The sequence below is a fragment of the Bradyrhizobium sp. CSS354 genome (assembly GCF_029051725.1).
In the GTDB taxonomy this organism is placed as follows: domain Bacteria; phylum Pseudomonadota; class Alphaproteobacteria; order Rhizobiales; family Xanthobacteraceae; genus Bradyrhizobium.
Map to the genome: position 1 here is coordinate 469764 of NZ_JAACFU010000005.1, position 16703 is coordinate 486466.

General features: G+C 63.9%; 16 protein-coding genes. 8 read left to right on the forward strand and 8 right to left on the reverse strand.

From position 1 onward, the window contains the following. Positions 1-111 precede the first annotated feature (111 nt). Genes grxD through GWG67_RS15105 form a run of 4 tightly spaced genes read left to right on the forward strand, consistent with a single transcriptional unit; the run spans position 112 to position 3590 of the window. Entirely contained in the window at positions 112-438 is a 327-nt protein-coding gene (gene grxD / locus GWG67_RS15090) for a Grx4 family monothiol glutaredoxin (protein ID WP_063995769.1), read from the forward strand. Positions 439-441: 3 nt separating this feature from the next. Next, complete coding sequence (locus tag GWG67_RS15095; protein ID WP_275170077.1) at positions 442-996, forward strand: O-acetyl-ADP-ribose deacetylase; 555 nt, start codon at positions 442-444, stop codon at positions 994-996. Between the two features lie 43 nt (positions 997-1039). Continuing rightward, positions 1040-2326: a serine hydrolase gene (locus GWG67_RS15100; RefSeq protein WP_275170078.1), complete on the forward strand. Its 1287-nt coding sequence runs from the start codon at positions 1040-1042 to the stop codon at positions 2324-2326. 1 nt (position 2327) lies between these two features. Further along, positions 2328-3590, forward strand: a complete 1263-nt coding sequence (locus tag GWG67_RS15105) for a serine hydrolase (RefSeq protein WP_275170079.1) — start codon at positions 2328-2330, stop codon at positions 3588-3590. A gap of 106 nt (positions 3591-3696) precedes the next feature. On the opposite strand, the gene GWG67_RS15110 is transcribed toward GWG67_RS15105, so the two are convergent. From GWG67_RS15110 to murI, 6 genes are all read right to left on the reverse strand, one after another. Continuing rightward, complete coding sequence (locus tag GWG67_RS15110) at positions 3697-4764, reverse strand: low specificity L-threonine aldolase (protein WP_275170080.1); 1068 nt, start codon at positions 4762-4764, stop codon at positions 3697-3699. Between the two features lie 353 nt (positions 4765-5117). After that, complete coding sequence (gene rpsD, locus GWG67_RS15115) at positions 5118-5735, reverse strand: 30S ribosomal protein S4 (RefSeq protein WP_275170081.1); 618 nt, start codon at positions 5733-5735, stop codon at positions 5118-5120. A gap of 196 nt (positions 5736-5931) precedes the next feature. Continuing rightward, positions 5932-6699, reverse strand: coding sequence for an acyltransferase (locus GWG67_RS15120; protein ID WP_275170082.1), 768 nt, complete (start codon positions 6697-6699; stop codon positions 5932-5934). Between the two features lie 105 nt (positions 6700-6804). Continuing rightward, positions 6805-7188: a cupin domain-containing protein gene (locus GWG67_RS15125; protein ID WP_275170083.1), complete on the reverse strand. Its 384-nt coding sequence runs from the start codon at positions 7186-7188 to the stop codon at positions 6805-6807. A gap of 62 nt (positions 7189-7250) precedes the next feature. After that, complete coding sequence (locus GWG67_RS15130) at positions 7251-8024, reverse strand: HpcH/HpaI aldolase/citrate lyase family protein (RefSeq protein WP_275170084.1); 774 nt, start codon at positions 8022-8024, stop codon at positions 7251-7253. Positions 8025-8084: 60 nt separating this feature from the next. After that, positions 8085-8882 (reverse strand): glutamate racemase, encoded by a 798-nt coding sequence (gene murI / locus GWG67_RS15135; protein ID WP_275170085.1) that lies wholly within the window; start codon positions 8880-8882, stop codon positions 8085-8087. Positions 8883-9053: 171 nt separating this feature from the next. On the opposite strand from murI, the gene GWG67_RS15140 reads away from it, so the two are divergent. Continuing rightward, positions 9054-9602, forward strand: a complete 549-nt coding sequence (locus tag GWG67_RS15140) for a cytochrome b (RefSeq protein ID WP_275170086.1) — start codon at positions 9054-9056, stop codon at positions 9600-9602. 66 nt (positions 9603-9668) lie between these two features. After that, complete coding sequence (locus tag GWG67_RS15145) at positions 9669-10310, forward strand: glutathione S-transferase family protein (protein ID WP_275170087.1); 642 nt, start codon at positions 9669-9671, stop codon at positions 10308-10310. Positions 10311-10328: 18 nt separating this feature from the next. Here GWG67_RS15145 and GWG67_RS15150 read toward each other — a convergent pair whose 3' ends face one another. Both GWG67_RS15150 and GWG67_RS15155 read right to left on the reverse strand, forming a co-directional pair. Then, positions 10329-11135: a Crp/Fnr family transcriptional regulator gene (locus GWG67_RS15150; protein WP_275170088.1), complete on the reverse strand. Its 807-nt coding sequence runs from the start codon at positions 11133-11135 to the stop codon at positions 10329-10331. A gap of 277 nt (positions 11136-11412) precedes the next feature. Beyond that, positions 11413-12507 carry a preprotein translocase subunit SecD gene (locus GWG67_RS15155; protein WP_275170089.1) on the reverse strand — a complete coding sequence of 365 codons (1095 nt, stop codon included), beginning with the start codon at positions 12505-12507 and terminating at the stop codon, positions 11413-11415. A 267-nt stretch (positions 12508-12774) separates the two neighbouring features. Between GWG67_RS15155 and GWG67_RS15160 the strand changes: the two genes are divergently transcribed. Together GWG67_RS15160 and GWG67_RS15165 are read left to right on the forward strand one after the other, a co-directional pair. Beyond that, complete coding sequence (locus tag GWG67_RS15160) at positions 12775-14682, forward strand: acyl-CoA synthetase (RefSeq protein WP_275170090.1); 1908 nt, start codon at positions 12775-12777, stop codon at positions 14680-14682. Positions 14683-14847: 165 nt separating this feature from the next. Then, positions 14848-16701 carry a caspase family protein gene (locus GWG67_RS15165; RefSeq protein ID WP_275170091.1) on the forward strand — a complete coding sequence of 618 codons (1854 nt, stop codon included), beginning with the start codon at positions 14848-14850 and terminating at the stop codon, positions 16699-16701. Positions 16702-16703 lie beyond the last annotated feature (2 nt).

The window sequence follows — 16703 nt, forward strand, 5'->3', positions numbered from 1 at the left end:
TTACTTTGGATGCACAACGGTTTGGGCTACATATATGGGGAGGGATCGGGTTAAATCGGCTGAGCCAGCCCGAAGCAATTGGAGTGGGCTCCGCCCCATAAGGACACGGATATGAGCATCGAGGAATTCATCGCTAACGAAGTGAAGTCGAACGACGTGGTTCTGTTCATGAAGGGTACGCCGCAATTTCCGCAGTGCGGGTTCTCCGGCCAGGTCGTCCAGATCCTCGACCACATCGGCGTCGGTTATAAGGGCCTCAATGTTCTCGAATCCGCCGAACTGCGCAACGGCATCAAGGACTTTTCGAACTGGCCGACCATTCCGCAGCTCTATGTGAAGGGCGAGTTCGTCGGCGGCTGCGACATTGTCCGCGAGATGTTCCAGGCCGGTGAGTTGCAGCAGCTCTTCTCCGAAAAGGGCGTCGCTGTCGCGGCCTGATACGTGACCCGGCTGACGCGCCGGATCGGAGGCGCGGAGCTCAAGGTCATCGTTGCTGACATCACCACGCTGAGCGTTGACGCCATCGTCAACGCGGCCAACACGTCGCTCCTTGGTGGGGGCGGCGTCGATGGTGCGATCCATGACGCTGCCGGTCTCGAGCTTCTAGCCGAGTGCCGGAAGCTTGGAGGATGCCCGACCGGCGATGCCAAGATCACGCCGGGCTACCTTCTCCCTGCGCGTCATGTGATCCATGCGGTCGGTCCGGTCTGGCACGGCGGCACTCGTGGTGAGGCTGAGGCGCTGCGCTCCTGCTATCGCCGTGCGCTTGAGCTCTGTGAGGCTAATCAGCTGACCTCCGTGGCGTTCTCCGCGATTTCGACCGGGGTTTACGGCTTTCCCGCCGACCAGGCCGCGACGATTGCGGTCCATGCGGCCATTGAAGCCCTGCCGGCCGCGCCGCTGGTGGTCGAGGTCATATTTTGTTGTTTCTCGGAAAAGAGCGCGGTTCTGCACGCGGACGCTTTGGCGCGGCACAGCAGCCCTTGTGCCGACTGACGTGGTCAGTACACTCCGCCGGGCCATGTTCCGGGGAGGGGATATGATTTCACAGTCTGGACTGCGTGCGCTGGTCTGCGCCGCGCTTGTGTCGTTGGGTACGACGTCGTTCGCGCGGGCGGAGGGCACCTACGAGATTCCGGCCGGCGCGCATTTCAACAAGGACAAGCTCGCCAGGATCACCGAGTTCTTCAAGAACGAGGTCGCGACCGGCAAGATCGCCGGCGCAAACGTGCTCATCAAGCAACATGGCAAGCCGGTCTACCACGAAGTCTTCGGCGTGCAGGACGTGGTCAGTAAGGCGCCGATCACCGACAAGACGATCTTCCGCCTGTTCTCGATGAGCAAGGCGATCACGTCCGTGGTCGCAGTGAAGTTGATCGAGGAAGGTACGATCAAGCTCGACGATCCCGTCTCGAAATACATTCCGTCCTTCGCCAACGTGAAAGTCGGCGTCGAGAAGAAGGCCGAGGACGGCACCAAATCGCTCGAGCTCGTGCCGCCGAACCGGCCGATGACGGTGCACGATTTGATGACGCACACCTCGGGCGTCACCTACGGCTTCTACGGCGACAGTCTGGTCCGCAAGGCCTATCGCGAGGCCAACATCTATGCCGGCGATTTCGACCTCGCGGAGTTCGCCGAGCGCATCGCAAGACTGCCGCTGCACAACCAGCCGGGCGCGCTGTGGCAATACGGCCATTCCACCGATATCCTGGCCCGGGTCATGGAAGTCGCGGCCGGCAAGCCGCTCATCGAGATCGAACGGGAGAAGCTGCTCGATCCGCTCGGCATGGTCGATACCGGCTTCTTCGTCACCGATCCCGAGAAGCAGAAGCTGCTGGCGCAGCCGGTGCCGAACGACAGCGATTTCCGGGTCGGACGGATCAACGATCCGACGGTCGCCAAGAAAATCCAGTTTGCCAGCGGCGGTATGGTTACGACCATGGCGGATTATGAGCGCTTTACGCAGATGCTGCTCAACGGCGGCAGCCTCGACGGCAAGACGATTCTCAAGCCCGAGACGTTCAAGCTGATGGCGACCGACCAGATCGGACCCAAGTCGGGTGTCGATCGCGATTATTTCTACTTCCCCGGCGATGGTTTCGGCTTCGGTCTCGGACTTGCGGTCCGCACCGATCCCGGCAACGCAAAACCGCCGCCGCCCGGCGATCTCGGCGAATTGAAATGGGACGGCGCCTCCGGCTGCTATTTCGTGATCGACCCCAAGCAGGACATGTTCTTCGTGCTGCTGGAGCAGACCCCGACCGAGCGCCAGCGCGTGCAGCGAACATTGAAGCAGCTGGTTTATGAAGCAATGGAGAATTGACATGGTCGGGCGCCGCGCATTGATCGCGGCGCTCGTCCTTCTCGCCGGCGGCATCGTTGCGGAGGCAGGCTCGGAGAGACCTGTCGTCCGCACGCTCTCGCCCGCGGGGCTGGCGAAGGTTTCCGACTACATCCGCAACGAGGTCGCCACCGGCAAGATCCCCGGCGCCATCCTGCTGCTTCAGCAGCACGGCAAGCCGGTGTATTCCCAGAATTTCGGCGTCCGCGACGTCGCGACCGAACTCTCGATGAGCGCGGACACGATCTTCCGCCTCTACTCGATGTCGAAACCGATCACCTCCGTGATGGCGATGATGCTGGTCGAGGAGGGCAGGCTTTCGCTCGACGATCCCGTCTCGAAATACATTCCGGCTTTTTCCGGCATGAAGGTCGGTATCGAGAAAAAGGCCGAGGACGGCAAAGTCGCCCTGGCGCTGGAGCCGCTGGAGCGACCCATCACGATCAAGGATCTGCTGCGCCACACCTCAGGGCTGCCTTACGGCTATTACGGCGGCGGTATGGTGCGCGAGCTCTATGCGGACGCCAATCTCTTCAACAGCAATCTGACCAACGCCGAATTCGCCGCCAAGATCGCCACGCTGCCGCTGGTCGAGCAGCCCGGCACGGTGTGGGATTACGGCTATTCCACCGACGTGCTTGGCCGCGTCGTCGAAATCATCACGGGAAAGACGCTGCTGCAGTTCGAGAAGGAGCGGCTGCTCGATCCGCTCGGCATGACCGAGACGGCTTTCTTCGTCGCCGATCCCGCCAAATTCCCGCGCATCGCCGAGCCGATACCGGAGGATCGCTACATCAATCCATCGACGCAGCTCCGCGACATCAGGCGGCCGGCGACATGGGAATCGGGCGGCGGCGGCATGGTCGGTACCGTCGGCGACTACGCCCGCTTCGCCCAGATGCTGCTCAACGGCGGCACGTATGAGGGCCGGCGCTATCTCAAGCCAGAGACCATCGCGCTGATGGCCTCGGATCATATCGGGTCGGAGACGAAGATCGCGCGCGACCAGAACTATTATCCGGGCGGATCTTCCGGCTTCGGTCTTGGCTTCGCCGTGCGCACCTCGGTTCCCCCTGGAACGGCGTGGCCGCTCGGCGAATATCGCTGGGACGGCGTTGGCGGCACGTTCTTCTTCATCGATCCCGAGGACGATCTGTTCGGGATCTTCATGGTGCAGACCCCGACGCAGCGCGGCCGGATTCAACTGGCGCTGAAGACGCTGATCTACCAGGCGATGGGGCGGTAGCCTTTTCGTCTAGCCCCGCTGTCGTAGCCGAATGGAGCGAAGCGCAATCCGGGACCGCTGCCGATGTCGCCCCGGATTTCGCTGCGCTCCATGCGGGCTACGGGAGTTACGCTCCGCGCACGATCTCGCGGATATATCCGATCGTCTCCTCGATCTGGCTCGCATTGACGTCGAGATGCGTGCAGGCGCGAATGCGGCCGTCCATCATCGCAAGCGTCACGCCGCGCTGGCGCAGCGCCGCGACCATCTTGTCGCCGGGAATGCCGGCACCATCGGGCTTGAAGAACACCAGGTTGGTTTCGGGCTCCTGCACCTCGACGCCTGGGATCTGCGACAGTCCGCGAGCGAGCGCGCGCGCATTGGCATGATCGTCGGCAAGCCGCTCGACATGATGGTCGAGCGCGTAGATGCAAGCCGCCGCGCAGATTCCGGCCTGTCGCATCGAGCCGCCGAGCCGCTGCTTCCACTGCCAGACCGCATCGATGAAGGCGCGCGAGCCCGCCAGCACGCCGCCGATCGGCGCGCCCAAGCCCTTCGAGAAGTCGATCCAGGCCGAATCCCAGCCCGCGGTCATGTCGCGCGGAGAGATGCCGCTCGCGACAGTGGCGTTGAGCAGGCGCGCGCCGTCCATGTGAGTGACGAGGCCATGTTGTTTCGCGATCGCGACGATTTCGTCGAGCGCGGCCTTCTTCCAGATCGTACCGCCGCCGATATTGGCGGTCTGCTCGACGCTGACCACCGTCTGCGGCGGCTGATAGCGGGTGCGTGGATGCAGCGCTTTGCGGAACGTCTCCGGCGTGAACTGGCCGTCGGGTCCCTTCAGCTGCGTGACCTGGAAGCCGCCGATCGCGGCATGCGCGCCGCCTTCGCGCGCGATAATGTGGGCGCTCTCGTGCGCGAGGATCTCGTCCCCGGGACGGCAATGCACCAGCGTCGCGGTGACGTTGCACATCGTGCCCGACGGCATGTACACGGCGGCTTCCTTGCCGAGCAGCTCGGCGACGCGCTCGCGCAGGGCGTTCACGGTCGGATCGTCGCCGACCTGCTCGTCGCCGACCTCCGCCCGCGCCATCGCCTCGCGCATCGCAGGTGTCGGCTTTGTCTGCGTGTCCGAGAGCAGATTGATGCGCACCGGCGGCGCCTTGGGGTCGATCGGGGGAGGGGTGTAGAGCATGGTTGGTCTCGTCATTTCATCTAGTCGAATCGTTGCGACGTATTGCGTGCGTTTCTCAAGGACCTGAACTAGCCACGAGAACGTTGAGTGAAGCGCTGTCGCGCGGCGAGAAGGATTTCGTCTGGCGTGTCGGCCGTAAAGATATTGCAATCAGGCAGAGCGAGCAGCCCCTGATATCGGCAGATCTGCTCGTCGCGGGAGAGGGCATCCCATGCTCGAAGCGCCGCTTTAGTCGGCGCTGCCGAAGGCAGAGTGTTGGCGAACTGGTCGGCCGTGCGAGACATCGAAGGCATGCTATCAAACAAAAAGGCCCCGGAAAACCGGGGCCTTTGAGCGATTGATCTGCCGAACTATCAGCGCGAATAGAATTCGACGACCAGATGCGGCTCCATCTGCACCGGGAACGGCACGTCGGAGAGGTGCGGGATGCGAATGTATTTCGCGATCATCTTGCCGTGGTCGACTTCGAGATAATCGGGGGTGTCACGCTCGGAGAGCTGGCTGGCTTCGAGGACGTGGGCGAGCTGCTTGGAGGCTTCCTTGACCTCGATCACGTCGCCGATCTTGACCAGATAGCTGGAGATGTTGACCTTGCGGCCGTTCACCTTGACGTGGCCGTGGTTGATGAACTGGCGCGCGGCGAAGATCGTCGAGACGAACTTGGCGCGGTACACGACCGCGTCGAGACGGCGCTCGAGCAGGCCGATCAGGTTCTCGCCGGTATCGCCCTTGAGGCGGCTGGCCTCGACATAGATGCTGTGGAACTGACGCTCGGAGATGTTGGCGTAGTAACCCTTCAGCTTCTGCTTGGCGCGCAACTGCACGCCGAAGTCGGAGAGCTTGCCCTTGCGGCGCTGGCCGTGCTGGCCGGGGCCGTATTCGCGGCGGTTCACGGGGCTCTTCGGGCGGCCCCAGATGTTCTGGCCCATACGGCGATCGAGCTTGTACTTCGCCTCACTGCGCTTAGTCATCGCGTCCTCTTCAGGTACATGGTTTGAGGAAACGCGCCCTCCTGTGTGACGGGCTAGCCCGGCACTGACAGGTCCGATCCCAAAGCTTAAGGGACAGGACCACGGGTCGCGAAACGCTTCGCGGGCCGAAATCGGCCCGCGAGCAAGCGGCTTTTAGGGGGATTTGGGGCTCGCTGTCAATGCGAATGGCCCGGAATTACGTCCCGACTGCCCGGATCGGCTTCGACCCGGCCGCCCGTAATTCGGCAGCAATTTCAGTGTTCAGGACCTGTTCCAGCTGGGTCAGGACCCGGGCGATCGGGGCGGCGTCGGTCACCCGGTGATCCCAGCGAATCACGACATGGATGGTCTGGTCGGGCCCGACCACCCCATAGCTGACGATGAAGGGGCCGGGCGTGATGGGGTGAAGCTCGCCGCCGCCATAGGCTGCCACCGAGCTCACCGCGAAGCTGCCGAACCAATTGCCGCGCTGCCGGCCGAATTTCAGCCCGATAGCCCAGGACAGCCGCCGCAGCGGCAGCGGCAGACGGGTCACCCGCATGATCTTGCGGAACATGGGAATTTCGTCGATCGGGGCGGTCTTGGCGCGCCGGATCTCGGCGTCGACCGCAGCCAGCGTCATGGCCTCGGGAGCCACGATTCGCTGTGGGATCACGCATTCCTCGCCGCCCTCGACCCGGGCAATGGCCACCGACGCCACGCTCTTCGGCAGCTCGTAGAGCGACGGCCAGGGCCATTTGGCATAGACGGTACGCAGGACCGGCTCGTCCCTGGCGACGAGGGCAAAAGCCTTGACGAACATGGCCGCCCAGCCGGCTGGCGCGATCGCGCCCGCGCGGGCCGCCAGCAGGGGGCCGACATCGAGCGAACGGGACAGGGACACGAAGGGCACGCCCATCGAGGCGTGCATGAGGTCGACAATCAGGCGACGCGGCAGCGAAATGGTCTTGGGCGTCCCGCGCATCGCTCTTTTGTTTCCCCTGAATAAAGTTTGTGCAGCGAGCGGGGTTCCCGCCCGCCGCCTGCTCTAGCACGAACCAACCCGCGTGGGGCCGGTCGGTTCGCCGCATCAGGGTGCCGGCGAGGCCAGCGGCTTGGTCTTGTCGACGATGTAAACTCCAAGCACTTTCATAGCCTTGTCGCCGTGGGCTTTGGCGTCATGCACGACGCCTGCCGGGATCTGGTAGGAATCGCCGGCTTTCAGCGTCTTTTCCGGCTGCCCGTCGATGAGGAGATTGAGCTCGCCTTCGAGCACGTAGCCGGTCTCGATACCCGGATGGGTATGGCGACCGGCCGCGCCGCCCGCCGGGACCTCCGCGATGGCCGTGATGGTGTTGTAGCCATCCGGAAATTCGACCTTCTGGAGCGGGGTGCGTTTGATGCCGGGCTGCTGGGCGTAGGCCGCAACGGCGAGGCCGGTGAAGGCAAGAGCGAGCAAAGTCTTTTTGAACATGGTTTTTCCTCCCTGGAACGACCGACCCTAGCAGCGCGGTGGTTCCCGGCAAGACTCAATGGCTAGCGCTTGATCCCCTCGAACGCCGCCATGATGCCGCGCTGGAACAACGACCAGTCGAAGCCGAGCGCGATCGCGCGGTAGCCGCGGTCGACCAGAGCGTTGGCCTGGTCTGCGGTCCGCGCCACGCCGCCGATCGGCACGCCGCTTCTGAGGATGCCGGCCTCGGCCCGCGCCACCAGCTCAAGCAATTTCGGATCGTCCATCTGGCCGCGCTTGTTGATGGAAGTGGCGAGATCGCCGGGGCCGATCACGGCTACGTCGATGCCGGGCGTGGCCATGATCTCGTCGATGCGGTTGACGGCGTCGACGTGCTCGATGGTGATCATGCAGATCATTTCGTCGTCGGCGCTGGCCATGTAGTCCGGCATCGACTGGCCCCAGCGGAATGGCGCATGGAACGGACCCCAGAGCCGATCGCCGCGTGGCGGATAGCGCACGCTGCGCACCGCTTTCTCGGCCTCCGCGCGATTAGTGATCATCGGGAAATTGATGCCGAAGGCACCGATGTCCATCGGTGCCTTCGCAAGCCATGGCTCGTTCGCCGCGATCCGCACCAGCGGTGTGCACGGTGTGCCGGTGGTGGCCGCGATCATGGCATGTGCTTCGGTCAGTCCAATCGGACCATGCTCGAGATCGACGATGATCCAGTCGAGTGAGCGCGCCATGATCTGCACGGTCTGCACGCTCGGGATCGTCGCGATCGCGCCGAAGGCGGGGCGACCCTCGCGCCAAAGCTGGCGGAGACGGTTGAGCGGCGTTGCGGAGACCGACATGGGGAGAACCTGCAGGAAAGCGACGACGGGAGCGTAGCAGCGCGCCGTCGAGGCGCAAGGTCAGGCTGGAATGCGGCCGCCGAAGAACGGCGTCAGCATGGCCGAAAGACCATGCACGCGGTTCGAGGTGAAGATCATCTCGGCGCCGGATTGCGCGATGCCATCGGTGTGCGGGCCGAGCAGATCCGAGACGCGGCGGGCGATCGCGGGCGCCGGATCGATCCAGTCGACCGGCCAGGGGGCCAGCTTTCTCAGCCGATCGAGCAGCAGCGGGTAATGCGTGCAGGCGAGTACCACGGTGTCGGTGCGTGCGCCCGCGTCCCCGGCATCACCGACGAAACACGGGGCGAGCTCGGCGAGGATGGCGTCGTCGCTGACGGGAGAGCCGCTGAGCTCTGCTTCGGCCAGCGCGGCCAGCTCGGGCGAGCCGACCAGCGTCACCTCGCAGCCTTGCGCGAAATCGCGGATCAGCGCCTTGGTGTATTCGCGCTTCACCGTGCCCTTGGTGCCGAGCACCGACACCCGCCGGCTCCTCGACTGCGCGCAGGCCGGCTTGATCGCGGGCACCGTGCCGACGAAGGGCAGTGAATAAGCGGCGCGCAGATGCGATAGGACCAGGGTGGACGCCGTGTTGCAGGCGATGACGACGAGGTCAGGATCGTGCGTGCCGATCAATTCCCCCATCAGCGGCACCACGCGGGCGATGATCGCGTCCTCGCTGTGGTGGCCATAGGGGAAGAAGGCGTCGTCCGCGACGTAGACATAATGCGCATCGGAGCGCGCGGCCACGACCTCACGCAGGACCGTGAGCCCGCCAAGGCCGGAATCGAACACCAGAATCGTCGGGGAATTGGTCACGTGATCACTCTAGCCCGACATGGTTACCATTCGGTTTTTGGGGCGGTTTTGCGGCAGGGGCGCTTAGGGCTAATTTGGAGCGATTCGATTTCGCGATTGCCGCATGGTCCCGGTCAGCTGCCGTACTGCGGTGCGGATACGGACAGGCCCGCAAAACTCCGGAGAGCCGACATGATCAGAAATACCAGTCACGGCTGGGGCATCATTTCCCGATGGCTGCACGGGAGTCTGGCGCTGACCATCATCGGCATGATCGGCTTCGGGTGGTGGATGAACCACATCCCGGCGCGTCCCGACCGGTTTTTCTACCGTTCGATCCACGCCGATATCGGCTATGTGATCCTGCTGCTCACCGTGCTGCGCCTGGTGTGGCGCCTCGTCAACCCGACACCGACCATGCCGGCCGAGACCTCGCGCTGGCAGAAGGTCGCGGCCCATGTCAGTCATGGCGCGCGCTATCTCGCCGTCATCGTGGTCACCATGCTCGGCTGGGCGCATTCCGGTGCACACGCACCCGATTATTCGGACTTCTTCGGCATGTTTCACGTGCCGCAATTCACCGCTCCCGACCGCGCGGCGGCGGGCGCCTATGAAGACCGCCACATTCTCTTTGCCTATGTGCTGCTCGCCTTGATCGCGGTTCACGTGATCGCCGCCCTCTGGCACCATTTCATCCGCCGCGACCGCGTCGTGGCGCGGATGGTGACGGACGAGGCGTAGTCGCAACCGCACCTGTGCGTTCTCGTGGCACATCCTACGTTCTGCTTCATGTCTTCAGGAGGCCTCATGCTCACCGTCCATCATCTCGGCAAGTCGCAGTCCGAGCGTATCGTCTGGCTGTGCGAGGAGCTGGGGATTCCCTACGTGCTGAAGCGCTATACGCGCGATCCCGTCACGATGCTGGCTCCGGCCGAGTACAAGGCGCTGCATCCGGCGGGTACGGCGCCTGTGATCACCGACGGCGAGCTGGTGCTCGCGGAATCCGGCGCTGTCGTCGACTACATCGTTGCAAAATATGGCAACGGACGACTCGTGCTCGGTCCCACTGATCCTGCCTTCGCGCAGTTTCTGTATTGGCTTCATTTCGCCAATGGCACCCTGCAACCCGGCATGGGACGGATGATGATCCTGAGCCGGCTCGATCTCGCCAAGGACAATCCGACCCTGCTCGCGATGAAGGGCCGTCTCGATCGGGCCTACGATCTTCTCGACGCAAGGCTTCGCGAGGCTGAATATCTCGCGGGCAGCGCCTTCACGACCGCCGACATCATGACGGTGTTCTCACTCACCACCATGCGCTACTTCCAGCCCTATGACCTCCAGCGCTGTCCCAACGTGGCCAAATATCTCGGCCGCATCAGCGCGCGGGCGGGCTATCGGCGTGCGATGGAGAAGGGTGATCCGGGCATGGCGTTGCTGCTGAGCTGAGCGGCGACGCGCACTCGATCACGCGATCCTGTTCGTGGTCGCCGCGCGCTCCGACGCCAGCTGATTCTGCAATCGATCGATGTTCTGCAGCAGCCGCTGGCTGGTCAGCACCAGGAAGTAATAGCCGAACTGCGGATCCTGGAAGTAGATCTCGAGCAACCGATCATAGGTAATCGTCAGCACCTGCCCGTCTTCGATGCATTCGATCGTTCCGGTGCGCCGGTTGCCCGGCGTGAGGAAGCCGAGCTCGCCCATCAGCGCGCCCGGCATGATCTCGATATTGATCTCCTTGACCAGGAACTTGCCGGTGACCGTGAGGAGCATCTCCTTGGCTGGATCGCCGAGTTTGAAGAGCGTGTCGCCGCGGCGATATTTGCGTTCGGTCATGAACGGCTTGAGCCATTCGATCGACATGTCGCCTTCGGCCGCATGACGCGCCTTCTTGACGAGTTTGAGCATCTGCCGCAGGCGCAAGGCGTTGATGGGTAGCAGCAGGAGATAGAGCAGGAAGGTCGAGACGTTGGCGGAGAGCGCGCCGAAGACGGCGAAGAACGCGCAGCCGATCATGTTGGCGACGCGCAGCGGCACCATCGTCCGCATCAGGAGGGTGGCGACGAAGAAGCCGGCGCCCACCGCGGCGAACATATTGGCCAGTGTGATGTTCTGGACGAAGATCTCCAGCATCCGATTGAAGATCGAATCGTAGGTGACGTTGTTCGGATCGAGGCCCATCTGGACCAGGATCTTCGCGATCCTGAGGTTATCCGTCGCCGCCTCGAGAATGCGGTCGAGGATCGACGAAATGTCTGCGCTGCCGGACGGCATGGTACTATCCCCGGGTAAGGCCTTCAGTCACGGTCGTATTCTCGACACCTATAGCCGAAATCGAACGACGACCGCTTGGATGAAGCTTTCGGCCGCCGTGCCGCAAGAGGCAAATTTTAACCTGATCGGGCGTTTCGGCAATTGCCTGTTTGACGGTGCGTATGGCCGTGGCGCGCCCGCGATTCGGGGCCCACCGGGTACGAGCCTCTGTGTGGTGGATCTCGGCTGCCGACGGGGCGGGGCAGGACCAGGCGTGGGCGTGGGGCGATCCCCCGCCTTAGGGCTTGGCGGGCGGCACGACCTGCTGCTCGACCAGGCCGAGGTGCCCGGGCAGCGAACCGGCGCGCAGCAGCATGGCGACGCTGTTTGCTTCCTCCAGGGTGAAATTGCCGGAGATCTGGCCCGAGCCGCCGGTGATGGGCTCGCGGATCACGGGAGCGGAGATCACCTTGCCGTCGAGCACGATGGCGAAGGGCTTTGCGATATTCTCTTCGGTGATGTGGGCAAATCGTCGCGTGCCGCGGCCGTTGAAGCGGAACGAGGCGATCGGCTCTTTCGTGGCGCTCGCAAACCCCGGGCCCGCATAGCTGATGTCGTCGCCGTCGAGCGCGCTGTCCTTGGCGACCAGATAAAGGCTCTTGTCCTTGAAGCCGGGCAGGACTTCGGTGCCTGCCGGCGGCGTGCCGGATTGCGCCTGCTCAGGCTGCATCGAGAGGTCGATCAGGCGGAAGCCGACCTTGACCCTTCGGGCGAAGACTGTGGTGACGCGCTCGGGCTCCATCACACCGGGCAGGAAGATGCGGATGCGGTCGGTCCCATCCGGCTGGACGCTGGCGAGCTGGACGCCGGCCTCCTTCAGACGCTGCTCGATCATGGCGATGGCATCTTCGACGAGTTCGTGCAGCCGCGCGGCGGATGCTGCATCGGTCGGCGTGAGCCTGACCATTCCGTCGCCGCCGTCGGTCACGGCGAGCGCATGCGACGGCAATCCTTCCGCGGCCGACGCGAGCTTGCGTGCAAGCTGCTCGCGGCCCTTGACGTCGGCGATCTTCAACTCGACGCCGCCGTCGCGGATCGCAAGACCGGAGAAGGCGATCTTGCCCTCGCGCAGGGTCTTGTAGACGTCGTCGCGCAAATCCGTGACGACGCTCTCGCGCAGGCCATCGGTGTCCACCTTGTAGACGATGCGCGATCCGCCAAGCTTCTCCATCTTGTCGCTGATGAAGGCCGAGATCTTGGCGCGCATCTTGTCGATCTGGCCGTCCTCGGCGTGGGCCGCGCGGGGCAGAGCGAACGCCGGTGTCAAGATCGCCGCTGTCACGGCGAACGCGATGAACAGCCGGGTGGCGCAATCCCGCGGGGGCGTAGTCATGATCACCTCAAGTCTTGCGGCAGGACGCTGGCAACGGCTGGCAAGCATGCTGGCATGTGAGTCCGATGCCAGTTCTTGGTCCCCGGATCGGCCGCACAGGTTCAAAGGCTTTGCCGGAGCCCCATCGTCGCCGACGTTAGGTCATGGACGAACGCCAAATCATCGATCATTCTGCCCGTGCTCGGCCGGCTATCGGTCGAGGCCCGCGGGCCCAAAAAGGCAAAAGACAGGGCGCGGGGACATGCATCTGAGGGAGAACGGAATTCCATGGCGGGCATCCATGCGCTCGATCGGTTCATCGGCAACGACTATCCGGAGCTGGCAACGGACGCGGAGGTTCGAGCTTTCGAGCAAGTCCCTTACGCCGATCGCGTCGCGGCCGAGAGCACTTACGATGCCATCAGGCTGGGTGCGGCCCTTAACCCCGACGGGCCGGCGCTCCAGTTCCTGCAAAACGCCGATCCGGCCGACACGCCGGTCGTGGTCACGTACCGCGACTTCATCGCGCGCGTCACGCAGGCCGCCAACATGTTTCACGCGCTTGGCGTCGAGAAGGGCGACGTCGTCAGCTTCATGCTGCCGCTGGTGCCGGACGCCTTTGTAACGCTGTTCGGCGCGGAGGCCGCCGGCATCGCCAATCCCGTCAATCCGCTCCTGGAGCCGCACCAGATCGCGGAGATTCTGGAAGCGGCGAACACAAAAGTCCTGGTGGCGCTCGGGCCGATGCCGGGCACAGACATCTGGCAGAAAGTCGAGCAGATCAGGCCGCAACTCAAGCACCTCAAGGCGATCATACAGGTGTTCGGTGGCGGTGACCCGGGGAAGGGAGTCTTTGCCTTCAGCGACCTGATCAAGCTGCAGCCTTCGGACCGCCTTATCAGCGGGCGCAAGATTCTGGGCAACGACATCGCCGCCTATTTCCACACCGGCGGCACCACCGGCACGCCAAAGCTGGTGCGGCACACCCATGCCAACCAGGTCTATCAGGCCTGGGCGCTCAATCTGCTGCTGAAGTCGAAGCCGGGCGCCAACATGCTGTTCGGCATGCCGCTGTTTCACGTCGGAGGCTCGTTGACGCAGGTGCTAACGACGCTGTCGGCCGGCGGTTCGCTGGTCGTGCTGTCGCCGAGCGGATGGCGCAATCCGAATGCGGTGAAGAACATCTGGCAACTGGTCGAGCGCTTCAAGCCGGAGGCGCTGTCGAGCGTGCCGACGGTACTCGCCGCAACGCTCGCGGTGCCGCCTGGCAATGCCGACATCTCCAGCCTGAAATACGCGGCCGGTGGCGGCTCGGCGATCCCGGTCGCGGTGGGGTCTGCAATTCAGGACAAGCTCAAATTGCCTGTCGTCGAGGTCTACGGCATGACCGAGACCTCGAGCGTGCACACGCTGGCCTATCGGTCGCGGCCGATCCGGCTCGGTTCGGTCGGCCTTCCGATGCCCTACGCGCGGGTCCGCATCGTCCAGCTCGATGGCGAGGGCAAGCTGATCCGCGACTGCGCGCCTGACGAGATTGGCGTCGTCATCATGGCCGGCCCAGGCGTGTTCGGCGGCTATCTCAACGACGAGCACAACAAGGGTGCCTTCGTCGACGAGGTCTGGGTCAATTCCGGCGATCTCGGCCGGCTCGATGCCGACGGCTATCTCTGGATTACCGGCCGCGCCAAGGATCTCGTGATCCGCGGCGGCCACAACATCGATCCGGCGCCGATCGAGGAGATCATGTTCCGCCATCCTGCCGTCGGCTTTGCCGCAGTGGTCGGTCAACCCGACGCCTATGCCGGCGAGCTGCCGGTGGGCTACGTGCAGTTGAAGCCGGGGGCGATTGTCGAACCGGGCGAGCTGGAGACATGGGTGCGCGAGCGTACGCCGGAGCGCGCGGCTGTCCCGGTGCAGGTCATCCCGATCGACCCGATGCCGGTGACGGGCGTCGGCAAAGTGTTCAAGCCGCAGCTGCGCTGGGACGCAGCCCAGCGCGTGTTCACGAAGGTGCTGACACCGCTCGCCGCGCGTGGCATCGACTGCAAGGTCAGGGTCGGCGCTCACGGCAGCCACGGTTCGATCGCCACCGTGACGCTGGCGGGCCTGCCGGCGGATCAGCGCGAGGCGGTTGCGAGCGAGGTGCACGCACTGCTTGCACCGTTCGTGATGCGCCATGAGGTGGTGCAAATGTAACGGACCCAACGGGCGGCTTTGGCGTCAGCCGAAAGCAGAGCGACGCTTCGCCGCATTATCCATACCCCCGATAGAGCCCCTTATGTGACAAGCATCACATAGGAAGCATTGGTAATTGAGCGATGGTCCGAATAGTCTCGTGGAATTGCATCCGGGGGGACGCAAGTGATTCCGTTTCGGATATTTGCTTTGTTGATTTTGGCCATTGGCCTCGCCTGCGGACCGGCCCATGCGGACCGGCGGGTCGCGCTTGTCATCGGCAATTCCGCCTACAAGAGCGCGCCCAAGCTCGGCAATCCCGTCAACGACGCCACTCTGGTCGGCGGTATGTTCAAGAAGGCGGGCTTTGATTCCGTCGATGTCAGGCTGGATCTCAGTGCCAGCGAGATGCGGCGCACGTTGCGTGAGTTCGCCGGCAGGACCCGCGATGCGGACATGGCGGTGATCTATTACGCCGGCCACGGCATCGAGCTGGAAGGCACCAACTATCTCGTTCCGATTGACGCGACGCTGGAGACGGACGGCGACGTGCTCGACGAGACCATCCCGGTGGAACGTGCGCTGTTCGCGGTCGAGCCGGCCAAGCAGCTGCGCCTGATCATCCTGGACGCCTGCCGCGACAATCCGTTTTCCAAGACCATGAAGCGGACGCTGGCCTCGCGCGCGATCGGACGGGGGCTTGCCAAGGTCGAGCCGACCAGCCCCAACACCATGATTGCGTTCGCGGCAAAGGCCGGTTCGACCGCGTCTGACGGCGACTCCAGGAACAGCCCGTTCGCCGTCGCTTTGGTCGAGCACCTGCCGAAGCCGGGACTCGACCTGCGCAAGGCGTTCGGCTTCGTGCGCGACGACGTGCTCAAGAGCACCGGCTACAAGCAGGAGCCCTATGTCTATGGCTCCCTCGGCGGCGACGATGTGCCGCTGGTCGCGACCAAGCCGGCCGCGACCGGTCCGCAGGCCAATCCGCAGGATTCTATTCGCAGGGATTACGAACTCGCGCTGCAGCTTGCCACGCGCGACGGCTGGGAGGCCTTCCTGGCGCAATATCCCGAAGGTTTCTACGCCAATCTGGCCAAGGGCCAGATGAACAAGATCGTCGCTGAAGAGACGCGCGCGTCGGCCGAGCAAAAAGCGAATGCGGCCGAGCAGCAGAAGGCAAGGCTCATTGCCGAACGCGCCCACAAGGCCGAGCAGGACAAGGCGGCCGCGGCGGCCAAAGCCGCCGAAGAGGCGCGGATCGCGGCCGAGAAGCAGAAGCAGATCGAGCAGGCGCGGACTGATGCGGCCGAGCACCAGCGCAAGCTGGCCGAGGCTGCCGCAGCGAAAGCACAGGCAGAGAAGCAGGCCGCGGAGAGGGCCAAGGCCGAGCTTGCCGCCAAGCAGGCCGCCGAAAAGGCGGAACAGGCTGCAAAGCCTGTGGCCGACCGGCAGATTCCTGAGGTCGAGCAAAAAATTGCAGCCCTTTCACCGGCGCCGGCATCCACATTGTCGGCGGCTGATCTGACAAAATCCGTGCAGAGTGAATTGCGCCGCGTCGGCTGTCTGTCCGCCACCGCGGACGGCGACTGGAGCGCCGCCTCGCAGCGCTCGCTGACACTGTTCAACAAATATGCCGGTACACAGTTCGACGCCAAGCTCGCCAGCGTCGACGCGCTCGATGCGCTGAAAGCGAAGCCAGGCCGGGTTTGTCCGCTGGTTTGCAATTTCGGCTCCAAGGCCGACGGCGACCAATGCGTGAAGATCACCTGCCGCGCCGGCTACCGCGTCGGTGACGACAACGAATGCGAGAAGGTACCAGAGAAGAAGCCGGTGGCGACGCGCGAAGATTCGAGGAGGCGGGATACGGACCGGAAGGCAAGCGAATCTTCGCCGTCCAGGCCTGAGGCGAGTGGACAGATCATTTGCAGTTCGACCGGCTGTCGCCCGGTGCAAAAGGGATGTCGGCTTGTTAGCGGCACGATCCCCGGTAGGGTTAGTTCGAATACAGCCACCGGCGGCAACTTCGAGGTCTGCAACTAGGG

Coding starts and splice junctions, on each gene's coding strand:
- grxD (WP_063995769.1), top strand. CDS start 112: ATGAGCATCGAGGAATTCATCGCTAACGAAGTGAAGTCGAACGACGTG.
- GWG67_RS15100 (WP_275170078.1), top strand. CDS start 1,040: ATGATTTCACAGTCTGGACTGCGTGCGCTGGTCTGCGCCGCGCTTGTG.
- GWG67_RS15105 (WP_275170079.1), top strand. CDS start 2,328: ATGGTCGGGCGCCGCGCATTGATCGCGGCGCTCGTCCTTCTCGCCGGC.
- GWG67_RS15110 (WP_275170080.1), bottom strand. CDS start 4,764: ATGCTCTACACCCCTCCCCCGATCGACCCCAAGGCGCCGCCGGTGCGC.
- rpsD (WP_275170081.1), bottom strand. CDS start 5,735: ATGACTAAGCGCAGTGAGGCGAAGTACAAGCTCGATCGCCGTATGGGC.
- GWG67_RS15120 (WP_275170082.1), bottom strand. CDS start 6,699: ATGCGCGGGACGCCCAAGACCATTTCGCTGCCGCGTCGCCTGATTGTC.
- GWG67_RS15125 (WP_275170083.1), bottom strand. CDS start 7,188: ATGTTCAAAAAGACTTTGCTCGCTCTTGCCTTCACCGGCCTCGCCGTT.
- GWG67_RS15130 (WP_275170084.1), bottom strand. CDS start 8,024: ATGTCGGTCTCCGCAACGCCGCTCAACCGTCTCCGCCAGCTTTGGCGC.
- GWG67_RS15140 (WP_275170086.1), top strand. CDS start 9,054: ATGATCAGAAATACCAGTCACGGCTGGGGCATCATTTCCCGATGGCTG.
- GWG67_RS15145 (WP_275170087.1), top strand. CDS start 9,669: ATGCTCACCGTCCATCATCTCGGCAAGTCGCAGTCCGAGCGTATCGTC.
- GWG67_RS15150 (WP_275170088.1), bottom strand. CDS start 11,135: ATGCCGTCCGGCAGCGCAGACATTTCGTCGATCCTCGACCGCATTCTC.
- GWG67_RS15155 (WP_275170089.1), bottom strand. CDS start 12,507: ATGACTACGCCCCCGCGGGATTGCGCCACCCGGCTGTTCATCGCGTTC.
- GWG67_RS15160 (WP_275170090.1), top strand. CDS start 12,775: ATGGCGGGCATCCATGCGCTCGATCGGTTCATCGGCAACGACTATCCG.